16 protein-coding genes are annotated in these 16611 nt (G+C 69.8%); 15 read left to right on the plus strand and 1 reads right to left on the minus strand.

Features of this window, described 5'->3' with window-relative positions:
• The first annotated feature begins 54 nt into the window (after nucleotides 1–54).
• Genes DDW44_RS21730 through DDW44_RS21800 form a run of 15 tightly spaced genes read left to right on the plus strand, consistent with a single transcriptional unit; the run spans nucleotide 55 to nucleotide 15044 of the window.
• Nucleotides 55–993 (plus strand): carbon-nitrogen hydrolase family protein, encoded by a 939-nt coding sequence (locus tag DDW44_RS21730; protein WP_108907445.1) that lies wholly within the window; start codon nucleotides 55–57, stop codon nucleotides 991–993.
• Entirely contained in the window at nucleotides 990–1778 is a 789-nt protein-coding gene (locus tag DDW44_RS21735; protein ID WP_108907446.1) for a carbon-nitrogen hydrolase family protein, read from the plus strand. The genes DDW44_RS21730 and DDW44_RS21735 overlap by 4 nt, the downstream gene beginning before the upstream one ends.
• Nucleotide 1779: 1 nt before the next feature.
• Nucleotides 1780–2961 (plus strand): tyrosine decarboxylase MfnA, encoded by a 1182-nt coding sequence (gene mfnA / locus DDW44_RS21740; RefSeq protein WP_017946737.1) that lies wholly within the window; start codon nucleotides 1780–1782, stop codon nucleotides 2959–2961.
• Nucleotides 2958–3809 (plus strand): carbon-nitrogen hydrolase family protein, encoded by an 852-nt coding sequence (locus DDW44_RS21745; protein ID WP_108907447.1) that lies wholly within the window; start codon nucleotides 2958–2960, stop codon nucleotides 3807–3809. Before mfnA ends, DDW44_RS21745 begins: the two co-directional genes overlap by 4 nt.
• 14 nt (nucleotides 3810–3823) lie before the next feature.
• Entirely contained in the window at nucleotides 3824–4585 is a 762-nt protein-coding gene (locus DDW44_RS21750; protein WP_108907448.1) for an ABC transporter permease, read from the plus strand.
• A complete protein-coding gene (locus DDW44_RS21755) occupies nucleotides 4578–5552 on the plus strand; it encodes an ABC transporter ATP-binding protein (RefSeq protein ID WP_018891270.1) in 975 nt (324 codons plus the stop codon). The genes DDW44_RS21750 and DDW44_RS21755 overlap by 8 nt, the downstream gene beginning before the upstream one ends.
• Complete coding sequence (locus DDW44_RS21760) at nucleotides 5549–6928, plus strand: coproporphyrinogen-III oxidase family protein (protein WP_108907449.1); 1380 nt, start codon at nucleotides 5549–5551, stop codon at nucleotides 6926–6928. The genes DDW44_RS21755 and DDW44_RS21760 overlap by 4 nt, the downstream gene beginning before the upstream one ends.
• The gene (locus DDW44_RS21765; protein WP_108907450.1) at nucleotides 6918–7622 is read left to right on the plus strand and encodes a class I SAM-dependent methyltransferase; all 705 of its coding nucleotides are present in this window, start codon (nucleotides 6918–6920) and stop codon (nucleotides 7620–7622) included. The genes DDW44_RS21760 and DDW44_RS21765 overlap by 11 nt, the downstream gene beginning before the upstream one ends.
• The gene (locus DDW44_RS21770) at nucleotides 7619–8464 is read left to right on the plus strand and encodes a carbon-nitrogen hydrolase family protein (protein WP_244224080.1); all 846 of its coding nucleotides are present in this window, start codon (nucleotides 7619–7621) and stop codon (nucleotides 8462–8464) included. The genes DDW44_RS21765 and DDW44_RS21770 overlap by 4 nt, the downstream gene beginning before the upstream one ends.
• A 6-nt stretch (nucleotides 8465–8470) precedes the next feature.
• The gene (locus DDW44_RS21775) at nucleotides 8471–9970 is read left to right on the plus strand and encodes a B12-binding domain-containing radical SAM protein (RefSeq protein WP_108907451.1); all 1500 of its coding nucleotides are present in this window, start codon (nucleotides 8471–8473) and stop codon (nucleotides 9968–9970) included.
• Nucleotides 9970–10719 carry a DNA alkylation repair protein gene (locus DDW44_RS21780; RefSeq protein ID WP_108907452.1) on the plus strand — a complete coding sequence of 250 codons (750 nt, stop codon included), beginning with the start codon at nucleotides 9970–9972 and terminating at the stop codon, nucleotides 10717–10719. Before DDW44_RS21775 ends, DDW44_RS21780 begins: the two co-directional genes overlap by 1 nt.
• A 4-nt stretch (nucleotides 10720–10723) precedes the next feature.
• Complete coding sequence (locus DDW44_RS21785; protein ID WP_108907453.1) at nucleotides 10724–11761, plus strand: BtrH N-terminal domain-containing protein; 1038 nt, start codon at nucleotides 10724–10726, stop codon at nucleotides 11759–11761.
• 15 nt (nucleotides 11762–11776) lie between these two features.
• Nucleotides 11777–12172: a pentapeptide repeat-containing protein gene (locus DDW44_RS21790; RefSeq protein ID WP_017946727.1), complete on the plus strand. Its 396-nt coding sequence runs from the start codon at nucleotides 11777–11779 to the stop codon at nucleotides 12170–12172.
• Between the two features lie 15 nt (nucleotides 12173–12187).
• Complete coding sequence (locus DDW44_RS21795) at nucleotides 12188–13966, plus strand: carbamoyltransferase family protein (RefSeq protein WP_108907454.1); 1779 nt, start codon at nucleotides 12188–12190, stop codon at nucleotides 13964–13966.
• Between the two features lie 4 nt (nucleotides 13967–13970).
• Nucleotides 13971–15044, plus strand: a complete 1074-nt coding sequence (locus tag DDW44_RS21800; protein ID WP_240800372.1) for a BtrH N-terminal domain-containing protein — start codon at nucleotides 13971–13973, stop codon at nucleotides 15042–15044.
• Between the two features lie 49 nt (nucleotides 15045–15093).
• Here DDW44_RS21800 and DDW44_RS21805 read toward each other — a convergent pair whose 3' ends face one another.
• Nucleotides 15094–16467, minus strand: coding sequence for a PucR family transcriptional regulator (locus DDW44_RS21805; protein WP_108907455.1), 1374 nt, complete (start codon nucleotides 16465–16467; stop codon nucleotides 15094–15096).
• Between the last annotated feature and the right edge of the window lie 144 nt (nucleotides 16468–16611).

Below are 16611 nucleotides of genomic sequence, written 5' to 3' on the forward strand. Positions count from 1 at the left end.
GGCGAGCAGCCGCCGCGGCCGATCCACCGGTGGCATCCCGAGGAGACGAGACGTATGAGGGTAGCGGTAGTACAGACCCAATGGGTCGACGATCACGAGGAAGGCCTGCGCAACGCGTACCAGGCGATCGAGGACGTCTGCGGCGGCGGTGACATCGATCTGGTGTGCTTTCCCGAGTTCCTGCTCGGCCCGCCGTGGTACATGCCGGGGCAGGACGGTCTCAAGGGGCGGACCGACACGCCGATCCCCGGACCGGTCGTGGACGGCTTCCAGTCCCTGGCCCGCGAGCTCCGCACGCACATCCTGCTGGGTTCGCTCGTCGAGGACCTGCAGGACGGCATGTACCGGAACACGTCCCTGCTGATCGGCCGGCAGGGCGCCATCGTCGGGCGCGCCGTCAAGGCGCACGCCTTCGGCAACGAGATGGTGGTGTGCCGCCAGGCGGACTCCCTCGGCGTCCTGACGACCGAGTTCGGGCGCATCGGCATCGCCGTGTGCTCGGACTTCTGGATGCCGGAGGTCATCCGGCTGCTGGCGCTGGCCGGCGCCCGGACGATCTTCGTGCCGGGCGGCACGCTGGGGCAGAACCAGCCGCTGATGGTGAACGCGTTGCGCACGGCGGCGTATCTCAACGACGTCAACATCGTCTACGCGAGCTCGGTCGGCGTCGTCCGGGGCAAACGCGGGGACCGGCTCGTGGAGATCCACTTCGCCGGCACCAGCCTGGTCGCCCGCCCGGCGGGCGTGATCGCGCAGGCCGGCAGCGACAAGCCGGAGACGCTCGTCGTCGACATCGACGAGCCCGCGCCCGGCGACGGCCGCCGCTGGCAGCAGCTCCGCAGGCCCGCCGCGTACCGGACGCTGCTCACCCCGTACGTCGGAGCGGACCGCGATCTCGCCGCCGAACTGCGGGACAGCCTCACCTCCGGCGACGGCCCGGACCGGAGTCGGCCCGTCCCGGCACCCAGCGCACACGAGGGGACCCGTCCGTGACCATCTTCCTAGCGCAACACGCCCGCCGGGCGGACGCCGAGGCGACGGCCACCGCCGTGCTCGACGATCTCGACAGCCGGGTGACCGGCGAGGCGTCGTTCGTCGTCCTCCCCGAGAACGTCTTCACCACCGGCGACGGCGACCCGGCGCTGCCCCGGCGGCTGCGCGAGCGGTGCCTGGACCGCCTGACGGCACTGGCGCGGAACCGGGGCACCTATGTGCTCACCGGCTCGTGGCCCGAGGAACGGCCCGACGGCGGCCTGATGCAGGTGGCCCGGCTGCTGGACCCCGCCGGATCGGTGTGCGCCCGGGTGGAGCGGCCCGTCCTGCCCGACGGGACGACCGGCACCGGCGACGACTTCCCGGTCGTCGAGACGCCGTTCGGGCACGTCGGGGTGCTCCTCGGACCCGACTTCTGGCTGGTCGAACCGCCACGTGCGCAATGCCTGGCCGGAGCGGAACTGCTGCTGGTGGCCGGATCCCTCGACGGTACGCAGCAGGCCGCGCAGCGCGCCGCGGTGTGGGGCATCGCGACCCTCAACACCGTCGCGGTCGCCTTCGCCGGTTCGCTCGGCGAGCGCTGCGGCGGGGGAAGCGCCATGGCGATGCCCGAGGGCTTCGTCGCCGAGGCGGGCACCGAGGAGGGCGTCGTCGAGGCGCCCTGGGACGCGGCGAGGATCCGGCACCTGCGCGAACCCGACCTGCGCTTCCAGCAGACGCTCTGGTTCGGGCTGTGGGCGCGCCGCACCGAGCTGTACACGGACCTCACGGCGCAGGTGAGCTGACATGAGAAACGCCGGTGCTCCAGCCTCCGACGTCCGACGGCGGATCGAAACGGAGCTGGCAGACGACGTGCCGTGGAACCGGGTGCTCAACTCCATCTGCACCGAACCCCATCCGCTGGGTGTGGCGATGGCGTCCGCCGCCGCGCACACCAACCTCGGCGACGTGCGCATCTTCCGCGGCACCAAGCGGATCGAGCGCAAGGTCGTCCGGCTGCTGCTCGATCTGCTGGACAACCCCGGCGGGTCGGGGAGCCTGGTGTCCGGAGGGACCGAGGCGAACCTGATCGCGATGCTGGTGGCCCGCGAGTCGGCGCGCGCCCGAGGGCGGCTGACCGGCCGGCCCGAAGTCGTCGTCAGCAGCACCGTGCACTTCTCCTTCACCAAGATCTTCGGCCTGCTGGGGCTGACCCCGGTCGTCGTGCCGGTCGACGACTCCCTGCGGCTGCCGGCCGGCGAAGTGGCCCGGCGCATCGGCGAGCACACCGTCGCGGTCATCGCGACCGCGGGCAGCAGCGAGTTCGGTGTGGTCGACGCGGTCGACGAGATCGGACCGGCGGTGTCCGGACGGGACGTGCACCTGCACGTGGACGCGGCCACCGGCGGCTTCATCATCCCCTTCGCCCGCGAGCTCGGCCACGACCTGCCCCAGTTCGACTTCAGCGTCGACGGCGTCGACTCGATCACCATCGACCCGCACAAGTACGGACTGGCCAACGTCCCCGCCGGCGCGGTCCTGTTCCGGGGCGCACAGGACGCCGGACGCTTCGCCGTCGACTCGTTCTTCATCGACACGCCGGTGCACAACACCCTGCTCGGCACCCGTCCGGGCGCCGCCGCGGTGTCCACCTACGCGGTCCTGGAGCACCTCGGGCGCGACGGCTTCCGGGCCCTCACCCGAACCAACTTCGAGGTGACGCGGCACCTCGTGGCCGGGTTGCGGGCGGCCGGGCACGAGCTGTTCGCCGAACCGCAGCTGAACATCGTGGTGGTCAGGATGCCGCACGCGGTGCGGATCTCCCAGCTGCTGGAGTCCTGGGGCTGGATCGTCTCCACCTCGAAGCGGTTCGGCGAGACCCTGCGGCTGGTCGTCACCCGGCACGTGACGGCGGAGATGGTGGACGAGTTCCTGCCGGTGCTGGAACGGGCGTGCAAGGAAGTCGCGGCCGAGGCGGCGCCGCGATGAGCCTCTTCCGCGGCCCCCGCACCCGGATCGCCGCCCTCCAGATGCGGATCGAGGCCGGGCAGCGGGAGGAGAACCTGGCGCGAGCCGCCAAGCTGCTGTCCACCGCGCGGGAACGCGAGGCGGACCTGGCGTGCCTGCCGGCGACGTTCGCCACCGGACTGAACTTCCCCACGCTGCGCACCGACGCGACCGCCGAGGACGGTCCCATCGTCCAGTTCCTCGCCGAGCAGGCCCGCACCCTGGGCATGCACATCGCCGCGGGCGTGCTGCTGTCCGCCGGGCGTGACGTCTTCGACGCCGCCGTGCTCGTCGGCCCCGGCGGCGACCCGCTCGGCTGGTACCACCGCGCCTGCGTGTGGTCGGGCGAGTCCGCGTACGTGTCCACCGGCTCGCCGGGCGAGGCGATCGACACGCCGGTCGGGCGGATCGGCCTGCTGGTCAGCTACGACCTGCGGTTCCCCGAGGCGAGCCGGCAGTACCTCGCCCAGGACGCCGACCTCATCGTCTGCGTGGCGAACCTCTTCGGGTCCTTCTCGCACCCGCTGCGCTCCATCTGCCGTGCGCGGGCCGCCGACAACGAGTGTGCGCTGGTGTTCGCCAGCGGCGTCGGGGAGAACCGGTTCGCGAACATGAGCTACCTCGGCCGCAGCATGATCGTCGACGGTCTGGTGCAGGACGCCCGGCAGGATCCGGACGCGGACGTCCTCGCCGAGGCCGGCCCCGGCACCCGCGAGGCGGTGATCGACGCGGACGTCCACTGGCGGCAGCGCCGGAAGGCCCGCTCCGGCCTGCCGTTCCACGACGACCTGCGCGCGACCTGGACCACGACGCACGGGGGGCGGGCCTGATGAGGGCGACGCGTATGCAGCCCGAGTCCAGCTGGCTCGGCGACGTCCTCGGGCTCGTCGCCCTGGACATGCGGCAGTTCTTCGACAACCGCCTGTTCGCGGTCTCGACGCTGCTGACGTCGGTGTCGATGGTGCTGGCCTTCGGGGCGGCGACCGACCAGATGGTGAGCCCGGCACCGACCGCCGCCAACTACTTCGGCTTCGTGTTCCCCGGCATCATCGGCGCGGGCATCATGTTCAGCTGCACCTACACCGTCGGCTACACGGTCATCATCGACCGCAACCGCCGCACGATCGAGGACCTGATCCTGTCGCCCCTGTCGTACTCGGGGTTCCTGCTCGCCCGGATCGTCGGCGTCGTGCTCAAGTGCCTGTTCCAGTTCGTGCTCGTGCTCGTGCTCGGGGTCGGGGTCTTCGACGCCCGGATCGAGTCGGTCCCGCTGTTCGTGCTGGGGTTCTTCACCGCGTGCACGGCCTTCGCCGGGCTCGGCATCCTCATCGCGACGTACAGCAACGAGATCTCCTTCCCGGCGGTCGTGAACATCATCGTCATCCCGCTGATGTACTTCGCCGGGATCTTCTTCCCGCTCGACAACCTCGGCACGCTCGGCGACGTCTTCGAGAAACTCCCGCTCTCGGTGCACGTCGACATCTTCCGCGCCGCGACCTCGCCGGACCTCTCCGCCACCGCGGCCTCGGTCCTCGCGGTGGCCTACTCGTTCCTGGCCCTCGGCATCGCCTCCTGGGCCTTCCGCAGGAGGATCGGCCATGGCTGACACCACAGGCACCGGAGCACCGGTGCTCTCGGTCTCCCGGCTCGACCACCGGGTGAGCCCCGACTTCGCCCTCCGCTCCATCGAGTTCTCGGTGCACGCGGGCGAGGGCATGGCGATCATCGGCACCAACGGCGCCGGGAAGACCACGCTGATCCGGCTCGTCGCCGGACTGCTGCGCCCGGCCGGCGGCACGGTGCGCGTCTGCGGCACCGCGCCCCGCCGCTGGGGCCAGGTCGGCCGCCACATCGGGTACGTCCAGCAGGCCAAGGACCTGCCGGACGGCGTCACCGTGGAGACCTACCTCAAGCACCAGCTCAAGCTCCGGCGCGCGGACCCGGGCCGGTACGAGGAACTGGTCGCGCTGGCCGGTCTCGAACAATACCGCCACCAGTACGTCCGCAGTCTCTCCGGCGGCAGCCAGCGGAAGCTGCACGTCATCTGCGCCGTCGCGCACCGCCCCGACCTGCTGATCCTCGACGAGCCGACCACGGGCCTCGACCCGACCGCGCGCGAGACGCTGCTGGAGCTGCTGCGGAGCCTGAAGAAGGACGGCGTCGGCGTGCTGTTCGCCAGCCATCACCGTGACGAACTGGTCGCACTGGCCGACTCGGTCGTGGTGCTGCACCAGGGCCGCCAGGTCGAGGACGCCTCGCTCGACGCCGTCACCCGGTGGGGGGAGCGGTCCAGCCTGATCCTGGAGGCCTTCACCGAGGCGCACCTCGCGCGGCTGCACTCCTGGGCGGAGCGGGAGGCGGCGCCGGACGGCCTGGTCCGCCGCGTCCACACCGCCGAACACGGGGTGAAGCTCGACCTGTCCGACGGCGACCACCAGACCACCCTGGCCGAACTGGTGGCGCGCGCCCACGCCGCGGGCCTCGCACTGCGCTCCGCGTCCTACTTCCAGCCCACCCTGGCGGACGTCGTCCGTTCCCTCGTCGACCAAGCCGAACCGGAGGACATCGCATGAGCATCACCACCACGACCACGAGCATGCCGTTCTGGAAGGAGTACCCGGAACGCGACAGCGAGTGGGTGCGGCAGTACCCGACGAAGCACGTGCCGGTGAACGAGGAGGAGGTGTTCGCCCGCAAGCCCATGGGGGTGTACGTCCACATCCCGTTCTGCAACCGGCTCTGCTTCAGCTGCCCGTACATCAAGCACCAGACCGACCGGGACCTGACGCGCACCTACCTGGACGCGCTGAAGACGGAGATCACCAACTACGCCGGCCGGCCGTACATCCAGGACCACGTCATCACCCTCGGCTACATCGGCGGCGGAACCCCGACCGCGCTGACCGCCCCCCAGCTCGACGATCTGCTGGGCCATCTGTTCGGCAGCCTGAACGTCGAGGAGGGCGCGGACTTCTCCATCGAGACCACCCCGGTCGACATCACCGAGCGGAAGGCCACCGTCCTGCTGGAGCGGGGGATCCGGCGCATCAGCCTCGGCGTGCAGACCTTCGTGCCCGAGGAACTGAAGAACATCGGCCGCCCGAACGACCCGGAGATGCTCAAGGAGAGCATCCGGCTGCTGCGCCGGTGCGGGTTCGAGAACATCAACATCGACCTGATGCACGGCATCAACGGGCAGACGATGGAGAGCTGGGAGCACAGCCTCGACGTCGCCATCGACCTTGGGGTCACCTGCATCTCGTTCTACACGTACATGGAGTTCGCACAGGTCTCCACGAAGCGCAGGAAGCTGCCGCCGGTCCCGGAGAAGGCCGTGGTCGACGACATGTTCCTGTTCGCCGCGGAGAAGCTCTCCAAGAGCGGCTTCCTGGGCTACTACGGCGACTGCTTCGCCAAGCCTGGCTACCAGCCGAAGTACGGCGAGACGTCGTGGAGCGAGGACATCCCCATCATCCCGCTCGGCCCCACCGCGACCGGGCACCTGCGCGACCACTGGTACTTCAACGAGCCCGACATCGGCCGCTACATCCAGACGGTGACGGAGGGCCGGCTGCCGATCTCCATGGGCAAGCACATCACCAAGCCGGAGGCGATCCGGCGGTCGATGGTCCTCGGCGTCAAGGCCGGGCGGGTCAACCGGGACCGCTTCCGCCGCATCCACGGTGTCGACTTCATGGAGATGTTCCGCGCCGAGATCGACGACCTGACCGAGAAGGGGCTGATCACCGCCGACGAGGACGGCATCGAGGTGACCGGCCCGAAGGGCTGGTACTACCTGGACAACATCTCCAAGGCGTTCTACTCGCCGGAGTACCGGCGCTACCCGCAGCATCTGGGGGCCGACATCTCCAACTTCATCTCGCGCCAGCCGATCCCCCTGCAGATCACCTCCCGGCCGAGGAGCGAGGAGACCGGCTGTGACCACTGATACCCGACTGCTCAACCTGACCGACCGGGTGCCGCAGCCGTCACCGCACGACGACATCGACAAGGTGCGCTTCTACGACCTCGGCATGCGCCGGTCCGCCCTGATGGCGTACAAGCGGCCGAGCGACCGCATCCTGGCCAACGTCCGCGACGGGATGACCGACCTCGTCGAGGTCGGCTTCAACACCGGACTGCTGTCGCTCCATGTGGCCGGCAAGCTGCCGGACCTGGCCGTGTCCGGGGTGGAGGAGAACCAGAACCTGGTCGACGTCGCCGAGGACAACCTGACGCTGGCGGTGTGGGCGAACACCGCCGGCGACGTCGAGTTCGAGATGGCCAAGCTGCACCGGCTGCCGTTCCCGGACGACTCCGCCGACATCGTGTTCTCGTTCTCGTCGCTGCACCGCTGGCGCCGGCCGGTCGAGACGCTGAGGGAGTGCGCCCGCATCTGCAAGCCCGACGGCGTCGTGATCATCGAGGACATGAACCGGCACGCGGAGGAGGGGCACATCACCTTCATCCTGCAGTTCGTGAAGGAGGGCGGCGACGAGTTCATGCGGTCGCTGCAGGCCGCGTACACCCGCGAGGAGGCGGCCGAGCTGCTCCGCGAGGCGGGCCTGACGGACTGGCAGGCGGTCGAGGAGGACCTCGGCCTGGTGATCTCCTCCCGTCCCCTCGAACCGGTGAGCACATGATGCCCGGGACCACGATCGCGATCGTCCAGATGGAGTCCAAACTCGGCAAGCCCGCCCAGAACCTGCGCAAGGCCGAGCGGTACATCCACCAGGCCGCCGAGCAGGGGGCGCACCTGATCTGCCTGCCCGAGGCGTTCTCCACCTCCGGCAACATCCTCGAGGTCGCGGACGTGTCGGTGCCCATCCCGGGGCCGGAGACCGAGTTCCTCTGCGAGCAGGCGGGGCGGGCCGGTGCACATGTCGTAGCCGGCCTGCTGGAGCGCGGCGACGACGGCCGCTACTACAGCACCTCGGTGCTGTGCGGCCCGGAGGGGACCCTGCTCGGCCGGTACCGGCGCGTGCACTGCCACGAACTGGAGGCCCGCTACCTCAGCAGCGGGTCGGAGTACCCGGTCTTCGACGTCGGGTTCGGCCGTGTCGGCCTGATGCAGGGCTACGACATCAACTTCCCCGAGGTCGCACGGGAGTACGGCCGCCGCGGAGTCGACGTCATCGTGTGCTCCGCGCTGGTGCCCGAGATGTTCGCGTACGTGGCGAACATGCGCCTGCCGGTCCGGGCGGTGGACGCCGAGTGCATCATCGCGTTCGCGTCCGGGATCGGCACCAATCTGTACGCCGGATTCGGCTACATGGGACGCAGCCAGATCCTGGCGGACCCGCTGTTCCTCGAGGCCGAGCGATTCGACTTCGTCGACGGCGACGAACGGATGGTGGACCTCGGCAAGGAAGCGGGCGTCGGTGTCGTCGAGGTCGATCTGGACCGCATGCGCCGCTACCGCACCAAGGCCACCCTCAGCGGCGACCTGCAGCCGGCGACGTACTGGCAGCTCGAACGAGAGTGAAGGCCCATGCGCGTACTGCTCATCTCCACCAACAAGATCAGGGTGCCGCGGCCGGCCCTGCCGATCGGCATGGCCTACATCAGCGCCGCGCTCAAGCACGCCGGCCACCACGTGGACGTCCTCGACCTGCTCTGGGAGTCCAGGGAGCTCAAGGCGGTCCGGGAGAAGCTGACCACCCGGACGTACGACGTGGTCGGCATCGCCGTGCGGAACCTGGACAACCTGACGTTCATCGATCCGGTCTTCTTCGGCCCGATGACCGAGAAGATCGTCCAGTGCGTACGCAAGTACACCAGCGCCAAGGTCGTCCTCGGCGGATCCGGCTTCTCGGTCGAGCCGTTGTCCTTCTTCGAGTACGCCCAGCCGGACTACGGCATCGCGGGTGAGGGCGAGGCGGGCGTGGTCCAGCTCCTCGACCACCTCGAGTCCGGCGGGCGGCTGGAGTCGATCTCGGGACTCTGCTACCTCGACGAGAACGGGAAGTTCTGCCAGAACCCGTCGAACTCCGCGTTCGACCTGGGCGCGCTGGAGCCCGACCGGTCCGTCTACGACCCCCGGTACTTCGAGGAGGGCGTCTCCGCGGCCTCCGACCTGACCCGCGACCACCAGCCCGCCATCGAGACCCTGCAGACCAAGCGCGGCTGCAAGCTGTTCTGCTCCTACTGCATCATCCGCAAGACCGAGGGCAAGGGGGACCGGTTCAAGGATCCGGCCGAGGTCGTCGGCGAGATCCAGCGGGCCATGAAGGACAACACGGCCGTGCGGGAGTTCGAGATCGTCGACGCGACCTTCAACTACCCGATGGAGTACGCGGCCGAGGTGTGCGAGGAGATGATCCGGGCCAAGCTCGACGTGCCCTGGTACTGCCAGCTGACACCGAACGCGGTCACACCGGAGTTCGTGGAACTGCTGCACGCGGCCGGCTGCATCCGGGTGGACCTCGGCACCGACGCGCTCACCGACGAAGCCCTCTCGGACCTGATGAAGGGCTTCGACATGGCCCGGGTCCTCGAGATCGACCGCCTGTTCACGGCCAGCCCGATCGAGCACACCCACTGCATCTTCCTCGGCGGGCCGGGAGAGACCCCGCAGGCGCTCAGGGAGTCGATCCGGTTCACCGAGCGGTTCCTGAACCCGGCCCAGATCTACGCCAACCTCGGCATCCGGATCCTCAGCGGCACCAAGCTGCAGCGCCAGGCCGTCAAGGCCGGAATCCTCCAGGAGGGGCAGGGCACCTTCGTCCCCGCCTTCTACGTGGAGCCGGCGATCCTCGACGACCGGGAAACGCTCGACTTCGTCCGCAACGCCTACCTGAGCCACAAGAACTGGTATCTGTGGTGGGGTCTGGGCGGGCAGAACCTGACGGACCGTTCGCGGGACACCATCCGGGCCGTGGCCGACATGCAGCAGGAGTACGAGTACGTGATGCAGGGCAAGCCCCGGCTGGAACGCGCGCCGAAGGCCGCGACGACCCGGCCCCTCACCCTCACGATCGGCACCTCGTGATGAACGTGCCGGAGGCCGCCGGCGAGCTGTCGACGACGCTTGCGGCCCGCGCCGATCCGGACTTCGCGGCGGGCATGCAGCGGTACTTCCCGTACGAGATCCGGGCGCTGGGCGTCGGCAACGCCGCCGTCGCCGGGATCGCCGCCGACTACTTCCGCGACCGGCGCGACGTCCCCGCGGCCACCCGGCTGCTGCTGGCCCAGGAGCTGCTGGCGCGCGCCAAGTACCACGAGGAGGTGCTGCTGGGCTTCGCGGTCCTGCACAAGGTCGCCAGGACGCAGCTGGGCGACGAACTGCTGGACCACTGCGAGCACTGGCTGGGCACGTACGTGTCCAACTGGGCGCAGTGCGACGACCTGTGCCTGAAGCTGCTGTATCCGTTCTTCCTCGGGCATCCGGACCTGATCCCGCGGACCCGGCGCTGGGTCGAGTCCGACTCCCCGTGGGTCAGGCGCGCCGCGAACGTGGCCGTCGTGAAGTTCGTCCGGCGCACGGTGGGCCGGACGGTCTTCGAGCTGCCGCTGCCGCACGTCCTCGGCAACTGCGTCCGGCTGATGCACGACGACGACGTCTACGTGCAGAAGGGCTGCGGCTGGCTGCTCAAGGTCACCGCCGAGGTCCATCCCGACGAGGTGGCCGAGTTCCTGCGCACCTGGCACACCGAGATGCCCCGCGACACGTTCCGGTACGCGGTGGAGAAGATGGACCCGCGGTTGCGGCGGTCCTTGATGGAACTGGGACAGGGGTGACGCGATGAGCGCGACCGGCCGCTACGTCCACCGGAGGGGTATCCACTGCGAGTCGGCCTGCCAGTGCGCCGTTCTCGCGGCCGGCGGATACGAGGTCGAGGAGGAGATCGTGTTCGGGCTGGACGGAGGCTTCGGCTTCTCGTTCTTCCCGGCGAACGGCGACGCTCCGGACATAGCCGTCGGCAAGCAGACGATCATGCCGCTCCGGGCGTCGCGGCTGATGGGCGTCGAGGTCGCCACCCACGCGCCGAAGTCCGGTGCGGGCCTGGCCAAGCTGCTCGAGTCGGCGCCGGCCGTCATGACCCGGGTGGACCTCGGGCTGCTTCCGTACTGGGGGCTGGACGGGCGCTCCTCCTTCGGCGGGTACTTCGTCAACGTGGTACGCCCGCTCGGATCCGACGCCTTCGAGGTGTCGGATCCGGCGTTCGACGAACCCGTGGCCGTGAGCGCCGCCGAACTGCAGGCGGCCCGCTCCAGCCGCAACTCGCCCCCGCTGAACCCGGACTGGCGGGTCTACGTCTTCGGCGCACCGCGCAGAACGCCGCAGCTGGACCTCGTCGGCCCGGTCGCCGTCCGCAACCTGTGCCGCGAGATGCTCAGGCCGGGCAGCCGGCAGGCGGGCATCCCCGGGATGAAGCTGCTGGCCACGACGGCGGTGACATGGCCGCAGTCCAAGCGCGGCGAGGTCGAGGACGTGGACTCGGCCGGCCGTGCGGTGCGGACCGACGCCCTGGCGCGTCAACTGCTCCACCTGGGCCGTCAGATCGAGTCCTTCGGCACCGGCGGCGGGCTGTTCCGCCCGATGATCGGCCGCTTCCTGACGAGGATGGCCGACAGCACCGGCGACGCACGCTACGCCGACGCGGCCGGGCGGTTCCTGGACAGCGGCCGGCTGTGGTCGAACCTGGGCTCCGCACTGCTGACAGCGGGCACCGCCACCGCGCGCGACGATCTCAAGACGCTCGTGGACGCCGTGGCGGACACGGCGCGGTCCGCGATGGACGTCGAGAAGCGGGCGCTCACCGCGCTCACCACTCTGTAGACGCGAGGTGGAGGCATGCCCACCGAGGACGAGTCCGTACTGCTCCAGGGGCCCGGACGCTGGAACGAGTACGCCCGGCGGCGCCGGGCACAGGGCCCCTTCCGGCCCGACCTGCGCAAGGCGGTGCTGCACGGTGCCGATCTGCAGGGCGCCGAGCTCGCCGACGCGGACTTCACCGGCGCCGTGCTGACCGAGTCGTATCTGATCAGCGCCGACCTGAGGGGCGCGAATCTCGCGGGCGCCGATCTGTGCGAGGCGTACCTCATCCTGGCCGAGCTGAACGGCTGCCGGCTCGTGGGCGCGAACCTGGAGGGCGCGGACCTCAGCGGTGCCGACCTGACCGGCGCGGTGCTGGACGCGAGCTTCCGGCGGTCGGCTGTGATCTCGGACTACCTCACGATCTGGCCATAGCGAAAGGAACTCCTCGTGATCGTTCTGGGCTACAACGGATTCGGCAGGTCCGCGGAGATATTCGGGCGCCTCTACCGCGCCACGGGAATCGACCGTCACCTGCTGTACGGCCATGACTCGTCCGCCGCCCTGGTCGTCGACGGGAAGCTGGTCGCCGCGGTCGAGGAGGAACGGCTCAACCGGGAGAAGAAGACGTCGCGCTTCCCGGTCAACGCGATGCGCTGGTGCCTGGAATCGGCCGGGATGTCCTTCGACGACGTCGACACCTTCGCCTTCTCCTGGCAGTTCTCCCAGGACGTGGTGAACAGGATGATCACCGAGATCACCGAGGACCCCGCGGCGACCGTCGAGCAGAAGTTCGCCCGCCTGGAGCGCCTGGCGCAGACCCATGAGGCGATGTTCGCCCAGTCCGCGACCGCAGCCGACTTCCTCGAGCACACGGGCCACCGGCTGAGTCCCGGGAAGCTGGTCCGGGTCCCGCACCACATCGCACACCTGATGACCGGATACCACCTGTCGGGCGGCCGGGACGCGGCCTTCCTGGTCAGCGACGGCCGGGCCGAGTGGTTGTCGTCGATCATGGGGGAGGTGCGCGACGGCGAGGTCAAGATCTTCGACGACATGACCATCGACTCGCGGCACTCGCTGGCGATGCTGTTCTCCGTGGTGACGCGGTACCTCGGATTCGTCCCGAACAACGACGAGTACAAGGTGATGGGGCTGGCCGGCTACGGCACACCGCCCGAGCCGAACCCGTTCCTCGCACACGTGGTCGAGATGTGCCCCGACGGCACCTACCGGATTCCCTACCCGGGGAACGCCGTTCCCGCGTACTACGAACTCTTCGATCGCATCTTCGGCGGAGACGCGAAATGCCGGGAGGACTTCGACTACCGGGTACGCGTCGCCTGCGCGGCCCAGCACATGCTCGAGACGGTGACCGCGGGCCAGTTCCGTACGCTCGAGACCAGAAGCGATCTGCCCCGCGTGATCTTCGAGGGCGGACTCGCCCTGAACTGCGTCAACAACAGCAAGCTGCTGGAGCGTTCACGCTTCTCCGAGATGGACGTCAGCTTCGGCGCCAGCGACGTCGGCGTGGCCATCGGGGCGGCTCTCTTCGCCGGCCGGCAGGCCGGCACACCGCCCCGGGCCGGCGCGTCACCGTACCTCGGCCCCCGCTACGACGCCCGGGAGATCCAGGCGGCCCTCCGGCAGTACGCCGACCGGGTCGTCTGGCGCGAACTGGACCCCGCGGACGTGCCGCGGGAGGCCGCGACCCTGATGCGGGAGCGGTGCGTCATCGGGTGGTTCCAGGGACGTATGGAGTACGGGCCGCGGGCCCTCGGCAACCGCAGTATCCTGGCCAACCCGAAGTTCCCCGACATCAAGGACATCATCAACGAACGCATCAAGCACCGGGAGCAGTTCCGTCCCTTCGCCCCCGTGGTCCTCGAGCACCTCGCGCCCGACGTCTTCGAACTCGGCAAGAAGAAGTCCTCGCCCTATATGACCTTCGTGGTCCCGGTGCGGCCCGAGTACCGGGAATCGATCCAGGGCGCCTGCCACGTCGACGGCACCTCGCGGATCCAGACGGTCACCGAGCAGAGCAATCCCCTGCTCGCCGAGCTGCTCCGCCAGTTCACCGAGCTGACCGGCATTCCCTGTCTGATCAACACCTCGTTCAACGTCGCCGGTGAACCCATCGTCTGCTCGCCCGCGGATGCTCTGTCCTGCTACCTCAAGACGGAGATGGACCACCTGTTCCTCGGCAACTTCCTGGTGTCGCGAATATGAGCGAGTGGACACCTTCCTGATCTTGGGCGCCGGCAAACCCGGTTCAGCGGGTTGCGCTACGCTCTACGCGAAGGAAGGGAGACGTGAGTTCATGTCGCTATTAAAGGCAGATCCGTACGTGGGTAATCACTGCGAATCGACCACCCTCGTGAATCTTTTGCAGCAGCGAGAGATCGGCTTGTCGGAGTCGTTTGTCTTTGGCCTCGCCGGTGGCCTGTCGTTCATCTACTGGCGGACGAAGCAGATGCCGACGCCGTTCCTCGGAGGCCGCATCAAGCCCGACACGCTGTCGGAGAATCTCGCCAAGGCGCTGAACTTGCGGCTGTCCGTGCACGAGACGTCCTCGGCGAAGCGGGCGAGGGAACACCTGCTGGCCGAGCTTGATTCCGGAACCGTCGTCGGTCTCAAGCTCGACCGCTACTTCCTCGACTACTCCACCGACGACTTCCGGTTCGCGGCCCACTATGTCGCCTGCGTCGGGTACGACGACGACCGTTTCGCCCTGGTGGAGACTCAGCCGCTCGGCCTGCAATGGGCCTCCGGTGAATCCCTCGCGACCGCGCGGAACGCCGGTGGCCCGATGAGTTCGCGTAACCGCGCCTTCACCCTCGATCTACCGAAGGGCGGTATTCCCGATCTGGGGGAAGCCGCCCGCAAAGGCATCAGGTCGGCGGCGGAGAATTTTCTGAATCCGCCGATCTCCAACTTCGGTTACAAGGGCATGCACAAGGTCGCCGACCTGATGCCGCAGTGGCTCGACGACCTGGAGTCGCCCGCGGACAGCCTTTCCGAGATCTGCACGATCATGGAGGACGCGGGCACCGGCGGGGGCCTGTTCCGCACGATGTGGGCGGAGTTCCTGGCGGAGACCGCCGATGTCACCGGTACCGGCGAATTCAAAGAGGTCTCGGACATGTACCGGCAGGTGTCGAAGACGTGGACCGAGGTGGCCGGACTCGTGCAGGAGGCGGGCGCCGTGTCGTCGCCGGAACCCCTCCGCGACGCGTCCGCGTTGGTGCACGAGGCCGCCGGGGAGGAGCAGCGCCTGATGCAGCGTCTGCTGGAGCTGTCGGACTGACCGGTCCTCGGGCTCGCGCTGCCGGCCGGAGCCGCGGTTCCGGACCGGGTCACAGCCGGGCGGCCTTCAGCGCCATGTGCAGCAGCAGCCGGTCCTCGCCCTCGTCCAGATCCAGCCCGGTGAGCCGCTCCACCCGGGACAGCCGGTAGTAGAGGGTCTGGCGGTGGATGCCCAGGGCGGCGGCCGCACGGCCCGCCTGACCCGCACAGTCCAGGAACACCTCTGCGGTCCGGGCGAGTTCGGCGTGCGCCGGCGCGAGCAGGGCCGCGGTCACGGGGTCCGGGGAGAGCCCGGACGGCAGGGCGGTCAGCAGCCGGTACGGGCCGATCGAGGCCCATGCGGCGACCGGGCCGTGCCGGGGCTCGGCGAGGGCGGCCCGCGCGGCCGAGGCGGCCTCCCGCCAGGAGGCGTCGAGGCCCACCGTGCCCCGGCGGGGGAGGGCGACGCCCGCGGCACGGGTTCCGGTACCGGCGCGGGTCCCGGTGGCCTCCACGAGCCGGCCGGCCGCGCCGACAGCGGGTGCGAGCACGTCGGCGGCGCGCAGGCGCACCAGCACGGCGAGGGCGTGCCCGTCCGCACCGCCGTCGCCGGCCGGGCCCAAGGCGGTACGAGGGTCCTCGTCCGGACCCCGCCCGCCGCGTGCGCCCTGCCCGGTCCGTCCCGACCCGGCCGTACCGTCCCTGCCGTCCCTGCCGGGGACGCCTGGGCCGCCGGGGCCGGCCGGAGGAGCGCCGGTGACCGCGCCGGGCCCGGGCGCCGCGGCCGGGCGCTGCTCGACCGGACCCCGCGGCCGGGGCCAGGGCACCGTGCACAGGGCCGACGCGCCCGCGACGGCGCGGGCGGACGGGGCCTCGTCCAAGGAGGACCAGGGGGCCACGCACACCACGGTGTGGAGCCCGTCCGCGGCCGGCCCGAGCGCCGTGCGGAGGGCCGCGAGGGCCATGTCGTACTGCCAGCCGCGCTCGGCGGTGAGCACGGCGCGGAACTCCCGCGACAGATCCGCCCCGGCCCGTTCCTCGTCGGCGAGCAGGGCCCCGATCCGGTCGGTCACGTCCATGGCCGACGCCAGCTGCGCGGCCGTCGGCCCGGGCCGGGAGTCGAGCAGCCACACATAGCCGAGGACGATCCCGCGATGGCGGACGGGCAGGCAGATCCGGCCGCGGAGGACGCCTGCCTCGGGGGCCGCGGGGATCCGTACCGGGCCGGCCGCCCGGGTGATGCCGAAGCCCTCGAACCAGGACCGCACCTCGGCGGTGGACTTCCTGGTGAGGATCGAACGGGTGCGGACGGGGTCCATGGTGCTGTCGTCGTCGCTGTCGTGCGCGCCGAAGGCGATCAGTTCGAAGTCCCGGTTCTCCAGCGTCGCCGGGACGCCCAGCAGCCCCGATATCTCGTCCACCAGTTCCTGGTAATCGCCCTTCACCCCAGCATTCTCCCATCGGGAGAGCACCTCTTCAGACAAATGTCTGAAGAGGTGCGGCTGGATGCGTGACAGCTGTCGATGGCCCGGCGCCGGAGCGATATTTAGGTTTCACGGTGGTTATCCGTGCCGTACACCGAGCGGCCG

It is taken from the genome of Streptomyces tirandamycinicus, assembly GCF_003097515.1.
In the GTDB taxonomy this organism is placed as follows: Bacteria; Actinomycetota; Actinomycetes; order Streptomycetales; family Streptomycetaceae; genus Streptomyces; species Streptomyces tirandamycinicus.